The sequence below is a fragment of the Sphingomonas sp. SORGH_AS_0870 genome (genome assembly GCF_031453175.1).
GTDB lineage: Bacteria > Pseudomonadota > Alphaproteobacteria > Sphingomonadales > Sphingomonadaceae > Sphingomonas.
The window spans coordinates 109,973-127,500 of sequence record NZ_JAVIYW010000002.1; the positions used below are offsets into that span (position 1 = coordinate 109,973).

10 protein-coding genes, 1 tRNA gene and 2 rRNA genes (1 of these 13 cut by a window edge) are annotated in these 17,528 nt (G+C 66.1%); 4 read left to right on the forward strand and 9 right to left on the reverse strand.

Annotated features, from left to right (window positions below; genetic code table 11):
* Positions 1-206: 206 nt before the first annotated feature.
* The 3 genes from QE363_RS00865 to QE363_RS00875 all read left to right on the forward strand — a co-directional run bounded on the left by QE363_RS00865 (position 207) and on the right by QE363_RS00875 (position 6,480).
* On the forward strand, positions 207-2,492 hold the full coding sequence (locus QE363_RS00865) for a TonB-dependent receptor domain-containing protein (protein ID WP_309690815.1): 2,286 nt from the start codon (positions 207-209) through the stop codon (positions 2,490-2,492).
* Between the two features lie 178 nt (positions 2,493-2,670).
* Positions 2,671-5,049, forward strand: coding sequence for a TonB-dependent receptor plug domain-containing protein (locus QE363_RS00870; RefSeq protein ID WP_405052673.1), 2,379 nt, complete (start codon positions 2,671-2,673; stop codon positions 5,047-5,049).
* A gap of 120 nt (positions 5,050-5,169) precedes the next feature.
* Entirely contained in the window at positions 5,170-6,480 is a 1,311-nt protein-coding gene (locus QE363_RS00875; protein WP_309690820.1) for a chloride channel protein, read from the forward strand.
* 294 nt (positions 6,481-6,774) lie between these two features.
* Here QE363_RS00875 and QE363_RS00880 read toward each other — a convergent pair whose 3' ends face one another.
* The 3 genes from QE363_RS00880 to QE363_RS00890 all read right to left on the reverse strand — a co-directional run bounded on the left by QE363_RS00880 (position 6,775) and on the right by QE363_RS00890 (position 12,448).
* A complete protein-coding gene (locus QE363_RS00880; protein WP_309690822.1) occupies positions 6,775-8,532 on the reverse strand; it encodes a methyl-accepting chemotaxis protein in 1,758 nt (585 codons plus the stop codon).
* A 250-nt stretch (positions 8,533-8,782) separates the two neighbouring features.
* Positions 8,783-9,799 (reverse strand): DUF2332 family protein, encoded by a 1,017-nt coding sequence (locus tag QE363_RS00885; RefSeq protein WP_309690824.1) that lies wholly within the window; start codon positions 9,797-9,799, stop codon positions 8,783-8,785.
* 156 nt (positions 9,800-9,955) lie between these two features.
* Complete coding sequence (locus QE363_RS00890; protein WP_309690826.1) at positions 9,956-12,448, reverse strand: TonB-dependent receptor domain-containing protein; 2,493 nt, start codon at positions 12,446-12,448, stop codon at positions 9,956-9,958.
* A 169-nt stretch (positions 12,449-12,617) separates the two neighbouring features.
* Between QE363_RS00890 and QE363_RS00895 the strand changes: the two genes are divergently transcribed.
* A complete protein-coding gene (locus tag QE363_RS00895; protein ID WP_309690828.1) occupies positions 12,618-13,196 on the forward strand; it encodes a class I SAM-dependent methyltransferase in 579 nt (192 codons plus the stop codon).
* Between the two features lie 281 nt (positions 13,197-13,477).
* Here QE363_RS00895 and QE363_RS00900 read toward each other — a convergent pair whose 3' ends face one another.
* From QE363_RS00900 to QE363_RS00925, 6 genes are all read right to left on the reverse strand, one after another.
* A complete protein-coding gene (locus tag QE363_RS00900) occupies positions 13,478-14,146 on the reverse strand; it encodes a hypothetical protein (protein WP_309690829.1) in 669 nt (222 codons plus the stop codon).
* 100 nt (positions 14,147-14,246) lie between these two features.
* A complete protein-coding gene (locus QE363_RS00905) occupies positions 14,247-14,558 on the reverse strand; it encodes a hypothetical protein (protein WP_307101393.1) in 312 nt (103 codons plus the stop codon).
* 163 nt (positions 14,559-14,721) lie between these two features.
* Positions 14,722-15,273: a hypothetical protein gene (locus QE363_RS00910; RefSeq protein WP_309690832.1), complete on the reverse strand. Its 552-nt coding sequence runs from the start codon at positions 15,271-15,273 to the stop codon at positions 14,722-14,724.
* Between the two features lie 281 nt (positions 15,274-15,554).
* Positions 15,555-15,631: transfer RNA gene (locus tag QE363_RS00915), tRNA-Met, on the reverse strand.
* A gap of 55 nt (positions 15,632-15,686) precedes the next feature.
* A 5S ribosomal RNA gene (gene rrf, locus QE363_RS00920) occupies positions 15,687-15,801 on the reverse strand.
* A gap of 126 nt (positions 15,802-15,927) precedes the next feature.
* Positions 15,928-17,528: ribosomal RNA gene (locus tag QE363_RS00925) — 23S ribosomal RNA — on the reverse strand (it continues 1,191 nt past the right edge of the window).

The window sequence follows — 17,528 nt, forward strand, 5'->3', positions numbered from 1 at the left end:
CGCGGAATCAAGGACTAACCCCTCCGGACACCCATCCGCCCCTGCCCGAGCGAGCGTGCCTGGCGGCGCCCGGCGGACAGGGCGGGGGTCTGTCCGATCGACCATCGCCAAGGTCACCGCCCCGACTGCCCCCATCATGATAATGAGATTGACTCGCATAATCACGATGATTAGCGCGCGAGCGTAACGAAATGGGGGATAAGACGATGATGGTTCGATCGGTGCTGGTCGTGCTCCTTGGCTCGGCCGCGACGCCGCTGTTCGCGCAGGTGGCACCGCCGCCGCAGCCCGATGCGGCGGTGCAGGACAGCAGCAACGACATCGTCGTGCTGGGGGAAAAGGCCGGTCGCACCTTGCAGGAAACCCCCGCCAGCGTCGCCGTCACCACCGCCGAGACGATCCGGAACCAGAATCTGCTCGACGTCTATGACGTGCTCCAGCGCACGCCCAACGTCTCGATCGGCGCCGACCGGACCAGCTTCACGATCCGCGGCATCGACGCCTTCAACGTCTCGGGCGCGGGCGACGGGGCGCTGGCCAGCGTCTATGTCGACGGCGCGGTGCTGCCCCGTGCGGCGCTGAACACCGGGCCGCTCGACCTTTACGACATCGCCCAGGTGGAGGTGTTTCGCGGGCCGCAATCGACCGTGCAGGGGCGCAACGCGCTGGCGGGTGCGGTGATCGTGCGCACCACCGACCCCGGTTACGAATGGAGCGGCCAGGCGCGCGTGATGCTGACCGGCCCCGATGGCCAGCGGCGCGCAGGCGCGGCGATCGGTGGCCCGCTGCTCGGCGACCAGATCGCCTTCCGGCTGGCGGGCGAGGTCGCCCGGACCGACGGGCTGGTCCACAACACCACGCTCCACCGCGACGCCGATGCCCGCCAGTCGGAGACGCTGCGCGGCAAGCTGCTGGTCACCCCCGACGCGCTCCCCGGACTGCGGGTGGTCGCGACCTATCTGCACGATCGCCATGTGCGCGGCGTCTATGCCTATGAGTTCGACGCCCCCTACAAGCCTACCGACCGCATCGTCACCGAGGACGTCGCGACCGATACCCGCGTGGTCAGCGACATCGCCACGCTGGAAGCGCATTATGCGCTGGGCGGCGGGTTCGACCTGACCTCCGTCACCAACTATTCCGACGTCCGCGCCCATTATGTCGCCGATCCCGATCGCAACGCGACCCCCGGCCAGCTCAGCCTGACCCGCGATCCCGCCAAGACGGTGCAGCAGGAACTGCGGCTGGGCATCGACCTGCCCTGGGTCCAGGGGCTGGTCGGCGCCTATTATCTGCGCGAGGACAATCGCGACTATCTGTTCGAGGCGACGCAGGATCTGAACCTGACCCGGCTGGGCGTCGACCGGCAGCTGCTGGCGCTCGGCCTGTCGCAGCCGGTCGTGAACACGGTGCTGGGCCTGTATGGCGGCGTCGTTCCGATCCGCAACCGCCTGACCCAGCCGCGACTGACCCGCAACCTGGCCGGGTTCACCGACCTGACCTTCCCGCTGACCGCGCGGCTGAAACTGCGCGCCGGGCTGCGCTACGACAATGAGCGGCAGCAGCGCGGCGCCACCCAGTCGGTCGTGCTCAACGGCACGCTGCCCGATCCGGCGCGGCTGCCCGTGCCCGCGCTGGCGCCGATCGTCACCCGGCTGAACGCCCTGCTGGTCGCCACCGCCGCCGGGGCGACCAGCGTCGAGCCGATCCGGACCATCACCTATGACGCCTGGCTGCCCAAGCTGGGACTGACCTGGGACGTCGCGCCCAATATCGGGCTGAGCGCGACGGTGCAGCGCGGCTATCGCGCCGGCGGGGCGGGCATCAACCAGCAGCGCGGCCAGGCCTTCACCTATGCCCCCGAATATACCTGGAACTATGAAGTCGCGCTGCGATCCGACTGGTTCGACCGCAAGCTCAGCTTCAATGCCAATGCCTATTATATCGACTGGCGCGACCAGCAGGTGGCGGTGCGGCTGACCCCCGGCGCGGTGTTCGACACCCAGGTCGTCAATGCGGGCAAGTCGCGCCTCTATGGCTTCGAGGCGGAGCTGCGCGGGCGGCCGACCCGCACGCTCGACCTGTATGTCGGGGTCGGGCACAGCCGGTCGAAGTTCCTCGACTTCACCGTCCCGGTCGGCACGCTCGGACGATCGGCCAGCGGCAATGAATTCGCCAACGCGCCGCACTGGACCGCCTCCGCCGGAGGGACGTGGCACGACGATAGCGGGCTGTTCGCCAATGTGAATGCGACCTACCGCGATGCCTTCTACCAAGACACGGTGAACCAGAGCGTGCGCGACATCCGCCCGCTGACGCTGGTGAATGCCAAGCTGGGGTGGCGGAACCAGCATTTCGGCGCCTATCTGATCGCCAGCAACATCTTCGACCGACAGCAGCCGACGTCCTTCTACACCGATTTCGACGGCCGCGTGCGGGGCACCCTGTCCAATCCCCGCATCCTGGGGTTGAGTTTCGAGGGGCGGTTCTGACGCCCTTCCCTATCGGTCAACCGCCTCTTGTGCAGCGCACAGATTTTCTCCGCCGATCAATCGGACGCATGGGCGCATATAGCCTGCTTCAGGGACAGGGCTGCACAAGGGAGATCGACGCGTGCATCAGCTTCGCAAGGCCGCATTGGCGGGGACATTTCTGGCGAGCCTGACGGCGATGCCGGTCTGGGCGCAGCAGGCCACCCCCGGCCAGCCGTCCGAACCGGCGCAGAGCGCGCCCACCGGTGGCGACGCGGCGACGACCGCCAGCGAGGGCAATGACATCATCGTCACCGGCACGCGTGTCGAGGGGCGCACCCGGCTGGACAGCATTTCGCCGGTCGACGTGCTGAGCGCGTCGAGCCTTCAGCGGCAGGGGACGACCGAACTGGGCGCGGCGCTGTCGGCGGTCGCGCCCTCGATCGACTTTCCGCGTCCCTCCGCCAATGACGGCACCGACTCGATCCGCCCGGCAACGCTGCGCGGCCTGTCGCCCGACCAGACTTTGGTCCTGATCAACGGCATTCGCGGCCACACCTCGGCGCTGCTCAACACCAACGGCACGGTCGGGCGCGGATCGGCGGCGGTCGATCTCAACACCATCCCGACGGTCGCGCTCGACCGGATCGAGGTGCTGCGCGACGGCGCCTCGGCGCAATATGGCTCGGACGCGATCGCGGGCGTGGTCAACCTCCGGCTGCGCCAGGCCCGGTCGGGCGGCGGCGCACAGGTGAATTACGGCTTCTACGACACCCAGGTCGACACCGCGCGCGGCAGCCGCCACGTCACCGGCGAACATGCCGTCACCGCCTCGCTGTGGCAGGGGATCGGCTTTGGCGAGGACGGCTTCATCACCGTCTCGGGCGAGTATCTGAACCGCCAGCCGACCAACCGCGCCGATTTCGACCCGCGCGTCACCCCGACCCGGATCACCGGCCGTTACGGCGACCCGGCGGTCGAGCAATATACCGGCTTCATCAATGCGGGCACCTCGCTGACCGACACATGGAGCCTGTATGGCTGGGTCGGCTATCAGGACCGCGACTCGCGCAGCGCCGCCTTCCCCCGGCTGGCGAGCGCCGCGACGCGCACGGCGGGCTATCCCGACGGCTTCCTGCCGATCATCAACACCAAGTCGCAGGACCTGAATTCGGCGGCGGGCCTCAAGGGCCAGCTGGCCGGGTTCGATGTCGACCTGTCGTTCAGCTATGGCCGCAACAAGATCGCCTTCCGCACGCTCAATTCCGCCAATTACGCCTATGGCGCGGCGACCCCGCGCAATTTCGACGACGGCGCGCTGATCTATGACCAATATGTCGCCGGGCTGGACGTGACGCGCAAGTTCGACGTCTTCCAGTCGCTGAACCTGGCCTTCGGGCTGGAGGGCCGGCGCGAGGGTTACAAGATCGTCGCGGGCGAGCTGGCCTCCTATGGCTATCCGACCAGCGGCGCGGTGGCGGGCGCATCGCCCGGCGCACAGGGCTTTGGCGGCTTCTCGCCGCGCAACGAGACCAAGCGCAGCCGCCGCAACGTCAGCGCCTATGTCGATGTCGAGGCGCAGGTGACCGACAAGTTCCTGCTGGGCCTGGCGGGCCGGTTCGAGGATTATTCGGACTTCGGCAGCACGGCGAACGGCAAGATCTCGGCGCGCTACGACGTGGCCGACTGGCTCGCCTTCCGCGCCACCGCCTCGACCGGATTCCGCGCGCCGTCGCTGCAACAGCAATATTTCACCCAGATCGCCTCGGTCGTGACCAATGGCGTGCCGATCCTGACCGGCACCTTCCCCTCGGTCTCCTCGGTCGGCGCGGCGCTGGGCGGACTGTCGCTGGAGCCGGAAAAGTCGACCAACCTGTCGGCGGGCACGGTGATCCGGTTCGGCGGGTTCGACCTGACGGTCGACGCCTATCGCATCAAGCTGCGCAACCAGCTGGGCCTGTCGGAGAATATCCAGGCGACGTTCAGCCCACAGGTCGCCGCGCTGCTCGCGCCGTTCAACGTGTCGGCGGCACGCTTCTTCATCAACGGGCTGGCCTCGACCACGCAGGGGATCGACGCGGTCGCGCATTATCGCTGGCGCACGACCCAGGCGGGGGTGTTCGACTTCACCGTCGCGGGCAACATCAACGATGTCGACGTGACCCGCGTGCCGACCTCGACCGCGGTGCTGAACCCCGCGCCGACGCTGTTCGCGCGCAGCCGCATCCTGACGCTGGAACAGGGCACGCCCCGCCAGAAGGTGACGGGCAGCATCGACTGGTCGCTCGACCGGCTGGGCGCGCTGGCGCGCGTCACCTATTACGGAAACGTGATCCAGCCGGGCACCACCGCCGCCGCCGACGTGCCGGTCGGACGCCGCGCGATCACCGATCTGGAGCTGCGCTACACCGCCGATCGCGGCGTGCAGCTGGGCCTGGGCGTCAGCAACCTGTTCGACGTCTATCCGGAGCGCCAGATCGCGGCGAACAACTCGACCGGCGTGCTGGGCTTCCCCTATTATTCGCCCTTCGGGTTCAACGGCCGTTATCTCTATGCCCGTGCGGGCGTGAACTGGTGAGGACGAGCGGGGCAGCGCATCCGCGCGGCCCCGCTGGCCGGATCGCGGAATTCGTCGCTTGCGACCATGATCGCAAGCACCCCCGCTAGCCTTATCCGGCGGGCGGGGTAAGACGGTGGCATGCCCCGATCGAACCCCCTCCGATGGACACCCGCGCGCTACCGCGCGCTGCTCCGCAGCCGTGGCCCGCAATCCGTGCGATTCCGGACGCGACTCGCCATTTTGCTGGGCGCGATCGCGATCGGGCTGGCGGCCACCGTCTTCGCACTGGCCGCCGATGCGGCGGGGGAGATGTTCGGCCGATTCGCCGCGCGCTACCCCTATGCCCCGCTGGTCGCGACGCCGCTGATCTTTGCGGGACTGGTGTGGATCACCCGCCGCTACGTCCCGCTCGCGCGCGGGTCGGGCATTCCGCAGGTGATCGCCGCGCAGGGCGATCCGGAGGGGGCGACCCATTCGCTGGTGTCGATCCGCACCGTGACCGGCAAGGCGCTGCTGACGCTGGTCGCGGTGCTGGGCGGTGCGTCGGTAGGGCGCGAGGGGCCGACGGTGCAGATCGCCGCCGCCGTGATGGGGCTGAGCCACCGGCTGCTGCGCGTGCCCTTGCGCGGCGCGGTGCTGATCGCGGGCGGCGCGGCGGGCGTGGCGGCGGCGTTCAACACGCCGCTGGCCGGACTGCTCTTCGCGATCGAGGAACTCGCCTCCGCCTATGAGCAGCGGGTGACCCTGCTGGTCATCGCCGCCATCGTGATCGCGGGCATGGTCGCGCAGTCGGTGCAGGGGGATTATGTCTATTTCGGGCTGATCGGCGCGCATATGAGCCTGGCCTCGGCATTGTTCGTGGTGCCGGTCGCCGGGATCGTCGGCGGGCTGGCGGGCGGCGCCTTTTCCCGGTTGATGCTGACGCTGGCCACGGGATCGAATCGGATCACCCGCCAGGCCAAGGCGCAGCCGATCCTGTTCGCCGCGCTGTGCGGACTGGTCGTGGGGGCGCTGGGCTGTGCGACGGGGCTGACCTGGGGCACCGGTTACGGCGCGGCGCGGGCGATGATCGCGGGGCATGACGCGCCGCTCTGGTTCGGCCCGGCCAAGTTCGTCGCGACGCTGGCCACGGCGGTCGCCGGGCTGCCCGGCGGCATCTTCGCCCCCTCGCTCGCGGTCGGGGCGGGGATCGGCAATATCCTGCGGTCGGTCTTCACCGATTCGCCGTCATCGGCGATCGTGATCCTGGGCATGGTCGGCTATTTCGCGGGCGTGGTCCGCGCGCCGCTGACCGCGGTCATCATCCTGGCCGAAACCACGAACAGCCGCGGCCTGATGCTGCCGATGTTCGCCACCGCCTATATCGCCGACGGGGTCAGCGCGCTGGTGTGCCGCGAGAAGCTCTATCACGGCCTGTCGCGGACCTTCGAGATGCGCCGCGAGGCCTGATCCCCTCAGTGTGGATCGACGTTCAGTATTGCGTCTTCTTCCGCTCTCCCCTGGACAGGGGAGAGGGTTAGCGATGCTGGCTAGCGGAGCTTGGGTGAGGGGTTGAGCGAGCCGAAAGGCTCGCGCGCTCGCTTCGCGAGCGCCCACCCCTCACCCAGCTTCGACTAAGCCTTTGCTGTCGCAAAGGCCAAGTCTGCGCAACCCTCTCCCCTCTGCGAGGGGCGAGGGAAGGAAAGGGATCGCTGAATGGCGATCGGCCCAAGGTCACTCCGACCCTGTCAGGGGACGGGCTTGCTACGAGGCCAGCCGCATCGGCGACACGCGATCGGCATGGCCAGTCGCGGCAGAGGCAACCGGATCGACGTTGAAGCGCATCACCGAGGAAACGAGCGCGCCGCATTCCTTGGCCAGCATCGTCGCCGCCGCCGTCGATTCCTCGACCATCGCGGCATTCTGCTGAGTCACCGAATCGATCTCGCCGATCGCGATGTTCACCTGGCTCAGGCTGTGCGCCTGCTGTTCGGAGGAGCGCGCGATGACGTCGACCACGGTGCTGACGTCCGACACCTTGCCGATGATCCGTTGCAGCGCGTTGCCGGTCTCGTCGACCAGCACCACGCCCGACTTCACATGCTCGATCGCCGACAGGATGCGCGACTTCACGTCCGATGCCGCATCCGCCGAGCGCTGCGCCAGCGCGCGGACTTCGGAGGCGACGACGGCAAAGCCCTTGCCCGCGTCCCCGGCCCGCGCGGCCTCGACCCCGGCGTTCAGCGCCAGGAGATTGGTCTGGAAGGCGATGCCATCGATCACCGTGATGATGTCGACGATCTCGCGGCTGGCCTGGTCGATGCCATTCATCGCGGTGATCGACTTGGCGACGATCTGGCCGCCCTTCTCCGCCTCGTCACGCGCCTCGGTCACGGCGCGATTGGCCTGGCTGGCATTGAGCGCGCCGTCGCGCACCCCTTGCGTGATCTCACCCACCGCCGCGGCGGTTTCGCGCAGGCTGGCCGCCTGCTGCTCGCTGCGGGCCGACAGATTGTCCGTCGCCTGCCGGATCTCCTCGATATTGGAGCGGATCGCGCCCGCGCTGCCGCGCACATGGCTGGTCAGCCCCGCGAGATTCTGGACCGCGCGGTTGAAGTCGGCGGCCAGCTGATGGAAGGCGGGCGGCAGGTCGGTCAGACGGACGGTCAGGTCCGCCTCCGAGAGCGACGACAGGCCCGAGCCGATCGCCTGCAACGCCTGTTCCCGCTCGCGGTCGTCGCTGACCTTGGCCTTGGCGGCGTCGCGGAAGACGACCACCGCGCGCGCCATGTCGCCCAGTTCGTCGCCGCGCGCATGGCCGGGCACGTCGACATCGTTATGCCCGCGCGCCAGATCCGCCATCCGCCGGGTCAGTGCGGTGATCGGCCGTGCGATGCTGCGGCTCAGCATCATCTGAAGCGTGATGGCGATACCGATCAGCATGATGCCGCCCAGCACCAGCGCGATGGTCGCGGTCGTGATCGCGCCTTCCTGCGACGCGGCGTTTTCCTTGATCGCCGCCGTCTCCTGGTCGCGGACCGCGCGCAGCGGCAGGACGATGTCGCTGGTCAACACCGCCTTGCCCGCATCGCGCACCGCCTGCTGCGCCTCGTCGCGCCGCCCCGCCTTGACCCATTCGGTCAGCCGGTCGCTCCACTGCCGCCGCCACCGGGTCGCCTCGGCGCGCGACTTGGCGACATGGGCCAGCTCGGTCGAGTCGGTCAGCATCGCAGTCAGTTCGCGGCTGGTCGTGTCATATTCCTTGCGTGCTTCCTCATAGGATTTGAGGTAGCTCTTGTCCGCCGTGACGAGGAAACCGCGCAGCTGGCTGTTCTCGCGCAGGATCGACGTCTCCAGCGTCAGCGCCTTGGCATAGACTTCCTGTGCATGGTTGTTGCGTGCCGTCGCGCTCCGGATTTCCCAGATGTTGACGAAGAACACGATCGTCATCACCGCCGCGGACAGGCTGATCACCAGGAACGACACGCCCAGCTTCTTGGGAATGTTCATGTTCGTGAGCATTATGCGACTCTCTCGACAGGGGCGGAGGGCGACATGCGGATCACCATGCCGGGCAGGCCAGAGCCGACGCCGTCTGCCGATGAAGCGGACGGCCACGCGCGACGAGGCTCAGTGATGCCAGCGTCGCCATCATGGAATGAATGCGCATGATCCCCGTCGTTCTTGGAAATTTTCGTTGAAACGACGCCTAGGGGGGATGGCGTTAATTATGAGTGAAACCAGTCCAGTTACGGACCGATCGGACCGGGATTCACCCCTCCAGCCAGGTGATCGACGCACCGTAGGGGTGGCAATGGGCCAGAATATGGTCGCGACCGTCGGGCCAGGAGCGCAAACGCAGTTCGACTCGCTCGCGCCGGGCATCCCATTCGAAGCCGATACAGGCCAAGGGCCGCGAGTCGCTCGCCGCCTGCCCCGCGCGCGCCAGCGCCGCCTCGATCGCGGCCCGGTCGCCCGCATCGACATATTGCAGCACCATCGAATGCAGGACGACCCGGTGACGCCGCTCCGCCTGCGGGTCAGCCAACTGCGTCGCGAGCCATTCGGCGGCATTCCCCGCCGCGATGCGCGGGGGATATTGCCGCGCCAGCGCCAGCGCATGGCCGAGTCGCGCGCCGCGTTCGGGCTGGTCGGCAAAGACGAAGGAGGCCAGCCGCTCGCAGGCCGCCGGATCGTTCACGTCGAGCGGATGGAGATCGACCCCATGCGCCTCCCGCACGACCACGGCCGCCTCGGGCGGCGGCGCGCCCTGCCAGACCGGCGCGATCCGCACCGGCGAGGTCGCCATGCCCGCGCGTACGCCGCCCAGGTCATAGGCATAGCGCGCCAGATTGAGGTTCAACCCGGCACTCGCCCCGATCTCCAGCAATTCGAAGTCCAGGCCATGGTCGCGCGCCAGGACCATCAGCGCGGCATGAAGCGCCGCCGCTCGCCCGACCTCGTTGGTCTGCGGCACCTGTCGCAGCCAGTCGACGAAGAAGCCGTCATGCGCCGCCAGCGCCAGCGCGACCGCCTCGTCGAAACGGCGATGCTCCCCGGCATAGAGCGCGCTGAGCAGCGGCACCCTGCCCTGCCGCGCGAGCGCGTGAAAGGCGGCGTTGATCCGCATCGCGATCGCCGAGGATGCCGCATTGGCGCCCCAGGACCGGATCAGCGTCGCGGTCTGCGGCGCATTCTCCAACTGCCGGTCCACCGCCGCCAGCAGATCGGCGACGAAGGGCGTGCCGATGGCGCGCATCACGAGCGATTGACGGTAAAGCTCGCTCACGGGACCATTCGGCTCCAGGCACATATTGGGCGAACGCTCCGTCTGCATCGCCCGCCTATGCGACCGCGACCGTTAACATATCAATGGTGTTTCGCCAGCGAACCGACGGGTCCTAGCGGGGGGCGGCGGCGCATGGCCGCACGCCCCCTCGCCGGTTCAGAAGCCGACCCGCACCGACAGCGAGGTCGTCCGCGCGTTGATGGCGCGCGCACGCACGATGCCGTTGGCCGGGATCACGCCGTCCTCCGCCTCGGTAAAGCCCAGGGCGTTGAACAGGTTGTTACTGTTCAGCGAGACCAGGATACGGTCGGTCGCGCGGAACTGCATAAAGGCGTTGACCACCGTATAGCCGGGCAGCTTCAGCTGGTTGCTGTCCTGCGCATAGCTGCTGGTCGTGCCGATCACGTTCGCGCCGATCGTAACGCGGTCCAGATCGACCTGCGGCGTCGCCTGGAAGATCAGCCGGGCCTGGCGGCGCGGGGTGTTGCCGACCACGCCGGGGTTCAGCGCGTCGCTGACGATCTTGGCATCGGTCCAGGTCGCCCCGCCGGTCATGTTGAACGGGCCGACGCTATACGCCCCGTCCAGCTCCAGGCCATAGGCGCGATATTCGCGGTCGATGAAGACCTGACGCGTCGCCTCGTAATTCTGCTCCTCGGTGCGCGCCCAGAAGCCGGTCAGGTTCACATACATGCCGTTCCTGCGATATTTCAGGCCCAGCTCGGCTTGGCGCACATAGTCGACCGCCGCGTCCTTGTTGATCAGATGGCCGTCGGTCGTGCTGACCGCCGGGCCGAACAATAGCCGGTCGGCATTGGCGCGCGCGCCCCGGCTATAGCGGACGAACATCGCGAACGGCTCCGACACGCGGAAGTTGATCCCCGACGAGTAGGACAGATAGTGCCAGCTATAATCGACCGGCGCCGGGTTGGTCAGCGGGATCACCGCCACGCGCCGCTCGGCCGCCGAAATCACGCCGTCGCCATTCATGTCGCGCACCGTAGTGCCGACGCGACCGCCACCCAGATCCGACCCGAAGATCGCCCCTTGCGCATTGCCGAAGTCGTAGCGGACGCTGGCGCCCAGCGCGAAACGCCCGATCTTGTAGTTCAGCGATCCGAACGGCGCGTTGACGTTGTAATCGACGCGGTAGCTGCGGCGACAGCAGCCGCCGAAATAGTCCGCCCCGAACGCATAATAGCCGTTCTGCGTCTGCGGCACGCCCGCGGCATTGACCACGTCGACCAGCGCCGCGCGACCGTCGCCGCGCACGTCCATCAGCGTCGAGGTCCATAGCCAGTCGGTGTCGATCGTCTGGCGCGACTTGTAGAAGCCGGCGGTGGTGGTCAACTCACCCTTGCCGATGGTGTAGACGCGGCTGGCGCGCAGGTCGTTGGTGACATTGTCCAGGCTGTTCAGCTTGGTGTCGAACACCACCACGCGCGCGAGCAGGCCGTTGCCGTTCAGCCCGGACAGGTTGGTGATCGCCTGCCCGCTATTCGGCCCGCTGGCATAGCGCAGCGTCGCCCCCGCGCCGCCCAGCGCCGTCGCGGTCGCCGCCGCACTGTCGACCGCCGAGGGGAAGTTCGAGATGAACCGGCCCGAGACATCGGCATAGCGGAACCGGTCGGTCACGGTCCAACCCGACACGTCGAAGCGCGTCTCGACCCCGAAGGCGTTGACCACCGGATGCTGGCCGTCGCGCTTGTCGTCGACCACCGGGTTGTTCTGCCCGTCCAGCGTCACGTTGCTGGTGTCGTAGCGCGACAGCAGCGCGTCGCGGGCGATGTCGAATCCCGGGACATTCTCGTATCGCGGATTGGCGTTGGTGCCGGTCACGCGCACCGGATTGGGCAGATAGGCCGCCGACCGGTCGTTGAGGAACTTGCCGTAGAAGCGGATATAGCCGCCGCTGAACTCCTTGGTAACGTTCAGCTTGATCTGGCCGCCCTTGGTGCCGTCATAGCCGACCCGGCGCGGCCCCTCGCCCTGGTGATAGAAGCCGCCGATATGGAAGCGCAGCGTGTCGGAGAGCTTGGCCCCGTAATCGAAGTCGAGCCGGTATTCGCCATAGTCGAGGCCCGCCGTCGCCATGATCGCGCCGCCCGGCACCTCGCCGGTCTTGGAGATCATGTTGATGACCCCGCCCGGCGAGTTGGACGAGAAGGTCGAGGCCGAACCGCCGCGAATGGCATCGACCGACGACACGTTCATATCGGCACGCAGGAAGATGTCGGCATTGCCGAAGGTGATGTCGCCGAACTCCAGCACCGGCAGGCCGTCCTCTTGCAATTGCAGGAACTTGGCGCCGCCCGACGCGATCGGCAGGCCACGGATCGAGATATTGGCGTTGCCGTCGCCGCCCGAGCTTTCCGATCGGATGCCGGGGATGTTGCGAAAGATCTCGGCGGTCGAACGCGGCGCCGCCTTCAGGATCTCGGCCGCGCCGAGCGAGCTGGTCGAGATGGCGCTGTCCAGACGATCGCGCCCACGCGCCACGGCGGTGACGACCACATCCTTGTTGAGCGTATCGGCCCGCGCAGCCTTGTCGTCCGCAGGCTTGTCGGTCGGCGCCGTCTGCCCCTGAGCGTGCGCCGGCACCAGTAGCGCGAACGGAATGGCCGAAATGAGCAGCCGTTGAAGACGCATAATGTCCCTCTCCCCTGTTTGATGGGGGAGTTCGTTACCGGACAAGCCTTTGCAAACGATTAAATATGTCGCGTACCGGATATTTCGGTCGTTGTCTGATCCTGTATGCCGGATCGGCCGGTGGGATGCCGTGCTATGAACCGGTTCAAGCGGGCGGGAGGGCGAAAGCATGAAGGACAGTTCCGCCGGTTGGGAAGCCGTCGCCGATCGCTTCATTGCGCTGCGCTCCGGCATCGGAACATCGCCGGTCTGTGACTGGGCGGAGCGGCATATCGCGCCGGGTGCCACGATTCTCGACATCGGGTGTGGCCACGGCATGCCGATCGCCCAGGCCCTGGTCGACAAGGGGTATCGCGTGGCGGGCGTCGACGCCGCTCCCAGGCTCGCAGCCGCCTTCGCCCGGCGCTTTCCAGACATGGCCATCGCGTGCGAACCGGCGCAGACCAGTCATTTTTTCAACCGCCGTCATCCCGGGATCATCGCCATCGGCTTTCTCTTCCTGCTGGATGCAGCGGAGCAACCGAACATGCTGCGCCGGATGGCACGGGCACTGGAACCGGGCGGCAGGCTATTGGTCAGCGTCCCGCGCGAGGCGTGCGTGTGGCGCGATACGCTGACCGGGCTGGAGTCCGCCTCACTGGGTGCCGCGGCCTATGAGGCGGTTCTGGAGGAATCCGGCGTACAGCTCGTGGGATGGCTTGGGGACGAAGGGGGCAATGCCTATCTCGACGCAGTCGGGCCGGTCTGATCCATCCAATTTAAGGCCGATCGACATTCAGCGATGCCTTATCCTCCCCTCGCCCCTCGCAGAGGGGAGAGGGTTGCGCAGACTTGGCCTTTGCGAGAGCAAAGGCTTAGTCGGAGCTGGGTGAGGGGTGGGCGCTCGCTTGGCGAGCGCCGCGAGCCTTTGGGCTCGCTCAACCCCTCACCCAAGCTACGCTAGCCAGCGGGTTGGCAAGCTTCGCTAACCCTCTCCCCTGTCCAGGGGAGAGAGGGGGAAGAAGAAGTAATACTGAATGTCGATCCGCCCTAGGAAGCGGCAACGGCCTGTACGCGCAAACGCGGGAAAACCTGCTCCAGCGGCTTGGTGTCGGGCAGGATATAGACATAGCCGCCCTTCTTCTGGAATTGCGGGCGCAACTGGCGGCCGTAGAAACCCTTGGGCACGTTGATGCAGCCAAAGGTGATGCGATTATCCTCCGGTGTCGGCGACAGCATCCGCTCGCGCCGCTTTTCCCTGGCGCCCGCATCCGACGGGATCGGATGGAGCGCGACCGAGGTCGCATAATCGACCCACAGGACGCGCTGGCCCGCCACCGGCAGTCCGAACCTGGCGAGGAATCGCCCGGCGGGGGTCGTCTTCTCGGCGGGGCCCAGATCGGCGAGCTTCTTGCCGCCGACGCCGGGGCTGGCCTCGTCCCCGGTCGCGATGCCGACCAGGACCGGCACCGAGGCGAGCAGCTTGCCCTTCGCATCGAACAGGAACATCGCCGCCTGCGTCTTGTCGACCACCGCCCAGGGCAGCCCGCGATTGTCGCCCGATGCGGCGACCCAGGCCATGACCCGCGCCGCGCCGTCGGACGGTATAATGACCGGATCGGCGGGAGCGGCCTTGGCAGGCTTTGGCGGACGCGCGGCGCCCGCCGCGACGGGGGTGATCATCATCAGCGCGGCCAGGGCGCGCAAGATCGGCTTCATCGGTGCGGCATACTCGAAAAAGATCGGCCTCCCCATAAGGAAGGCCGACCGAGGAAAGGGGACAGGGTGGATCGGGGACTCGACACCGCCCCCAGGGTCATCAATGGCGCGGTCGGCGTGCGGGCTTCTGCTCCTGCACGGTCAACCGCTGTTCGACGCCATCGACGCGGCCATTCAGCTGATCCAGCCGCTGACCGTTATTCTGGGCCTGCCCGGCGGCGGCCTGGGCCTCCGCAAGCGCCGACTTGGCGGTGCCGTCGGTTTCCTGCAGCTTGGCCTCCAGCGTATCGACGCGCTGGCTCACCGGCGCGATCTGTTCGCGAACGAAGGACTTGGTCGCACAGCCGCCAAGGCTGACCGCACCGGCCAGCACCACAACCGCCACTAGGGATTTCGACGCGAAAGCAGACATCACATTTCTTCCAGTCATTAACCAACTGGAACAATCAAGCCGTGTCGCGTTCGACTTGCAATCCGTCATCTGTTCGACTGTGCCTGTTCTTCGCCCAGCCGATTATTGCCCACCGCATATCGTGAACTTGGGGCGTTCCGTCGCACGTCCAGTGCGAGAGGGCTCACTTCTTGCGCTTCGCCTTGGCTGACGGAGCGAAGGGATCGACCGGAATATCATCGGCCCGAACATCGGGCCTGTCCGCTCCCTTGGCCTGCGCGCGCTGCTCCGCGACGCAGCGGCGCAGCGCGGCGATGGCGGCGCCGCTGCCGGCCAGGTCCAGCCGCTCGACCGGCACCTCTCCGCGCGTGATCTCGAGCAGCCGGGACGTCGCGAAATAGGTCGGGAATTGCGGCTCGAAGCTGGTGACGAACCCCTGCTTGCCGTCCGACGCGATCCCGACCGCGAAATGCTTGGGATAGCTGCCGCCCGACAGACGGAAATCGAGCTTCAACTCCGCCTTGGGCTTGATCGACCAATGCGCGTTCAACACCGATAGCCGGTTCGCCCCGTCCGGGTCGAGCCCGAGCAACAGGGTCGTCCCACCGGTGCGGTCATAGCTGCGCGTGATGAAACACCCCTCGCCATCCTTCCCGACCGCGACGGTCCATCCGGCGACATCCCGCGTCGAGGGCTCGCGGGCATGTGCGGGGAGACCGACCATATTGGCCGTCACAAGGACCGCCATCGTCCAGATGGACTGAGACACCGAGCGACGGGAGGAAAAGGGTACAACCATGGCCGCTGTCATTACCAACCGGAGCGATTTGCCGCAAACCAAGCGATCGGTTCAAGCAACGCTGTTGCGGCTGGTATCCCCTGCCTTCGCCGTGCCGATCTATCCGGATGAACCGGAGGGTCCCGCCGCAGAAGTGGTGGCCAGCGTGGCGTCATTGGTGGCGTATGCCACAGACGCCGACGCCGCCCGTGGGGGCGGCGTGTCGAGTTCTATAGCGTTGGTTGCGGGGGCAGGATTTGAACCTGCGGCCTTCAGGTTATGAGCCTGACGAGCTACCGGGCTGCTCCACCCCGCGGAGGTGTTTTGCAGGGACGAATGTGAATGGGTTTTGTGTATACGCGGACTATAATGCCTGGCGACGCCCTACTCTTCCACTGCTTGAGCAGTAGTACCATTGGCGCAGTCGGGTTTCACGGCCGAGTTCGGGATGGGATCGGGTGGGACACCGACGCTATGGCCACCAGGCAATAGAGTCCGCGAATACTGACCCCGCTTTGTGGGCGGGGTGATGGGTATAAAATCGATGCACCTGGCTTGGTAATGACCGCACCCTGCCATCTAGCCCAGGGCTGATGGTGGGGGTGTGGAGCTCTCAAGCGCGAATAGGACAATTAGTATCGGTTAGCTCCATGCGTTACCGCACTTCCACATCCGATCTATCGAGGTCGTGGTCTTCGACCGTCCTGAGAAATCTTATCTTGAGGGAGGCTTCCCGCTTAGATGCTTTCAGCGGTTATCCCGTCCGTACATAGCTACCCTGCTGCGCCGTTGGCACGACGACAGGTACACCAGAGGTACGTTCAACCCGGTCCTCTCGTACTAGGGTCAACTCCTCTCAAATTTCGACGCCCACGGCAGATAGGGACCAAACTGTCTCGCGACGTTCTGAACCCAGCTCACGTACCACTTTAATTGGCGAACAGCCAAACCCTTGGGACCTGCTCCAGCCCCAGGATGTGATGAGCCGACATCGAGGTGCCAAACAACCCCGTCGATATGAGCTCTTGGGGGTTATCAGCCTGTTATCCCCGGCGTACCTTTTATCCGTTGAGCGATGGCCCTTCCACGAGGGACCACCGGATCACTATGACCGACTTTCGTCTCTGCTCGACTTGTCAGTCTCGCAGTCAGGCTGGCTTATGCCATTGCACTCTAACAGCCGGTTTCCAACCGGCCTGAGCCAACCTTCGCGCGCCTCCGTTACTCTTTAGGAGGCGACCGCCCCAGTCAAACTACCCGCCACAGAGGGTCCCTGTACCGGTTTCACGGTACGAGGTTAGACATTAAACAACAACAGGGTGGTATTTCACCTATGGCTCCACATCGGCTGGCGCCAATGCTTCAAAGCCTCCCACCTATGCTACACAGTTCTTGTCCAATGCCACTCTGAAGCTGCAGTAAAGGTGCACGGGGTCTTTCCGTCTAACCGCGGGTACTCCGCATCTTCACGGAGAATTCAATTTCGCTGAGCATGTCCTGGAGACAGTGGGGAAGTCGTTACGCCATTCGTGCAGGTCGGAACTTACCCGACAAGGAATTTCGCTACCTTAGGACCGTTATAGTTACGGCCGCCGTTTACCTGGGCTTCATTTCAGAGCTTGCACTCCTCCACTTAACCTTCAGGCACCGGGCAGGCGTCAGGCCCTATACGTCGTCTTGAAGCCGACTTAGCAGAGCCCTGTGTTTTTGCTAAACAGTCGCTACCCCCTGGCCTGTGCCCCCCATGAGAGCTTGCGCTTACATGGGGCCTCCTTCTTCCGAAGGTACGGAGGCAATTTGCCGAGTTCCTTCAGGACACTTCTCTCAAGCGCCTTGGTATACTCTACCTGACCACCTGTGTCGGTTTCGGGTACGGTCTATACGGTGGGGCTATTTCCCGGGACCTCTTCGAGGCACGTCCAATCCGATAAGGACGTACAACACACGAGATCCGTCACACACCACCAGGCCCACGAATATTAACGTGGTTCCCATCGACTACCCCCTTCGGGCTCGTCTTAGGGGCCGGCTCACCCTGCGCGGATTAGCCTTGCGCAGGAACCCTTGGTCTTTCGGCGAGAGGGCATCTCACCCTCTTTATCGCTACTCATGTCTGCATTCGCACTTCCGATACCTCCACGACCCATTACCAGATCGCTTCGCAGGCTTACGGAACGCTCCGCTACCGCGTGCACTTGCGTGCACACCCTAAG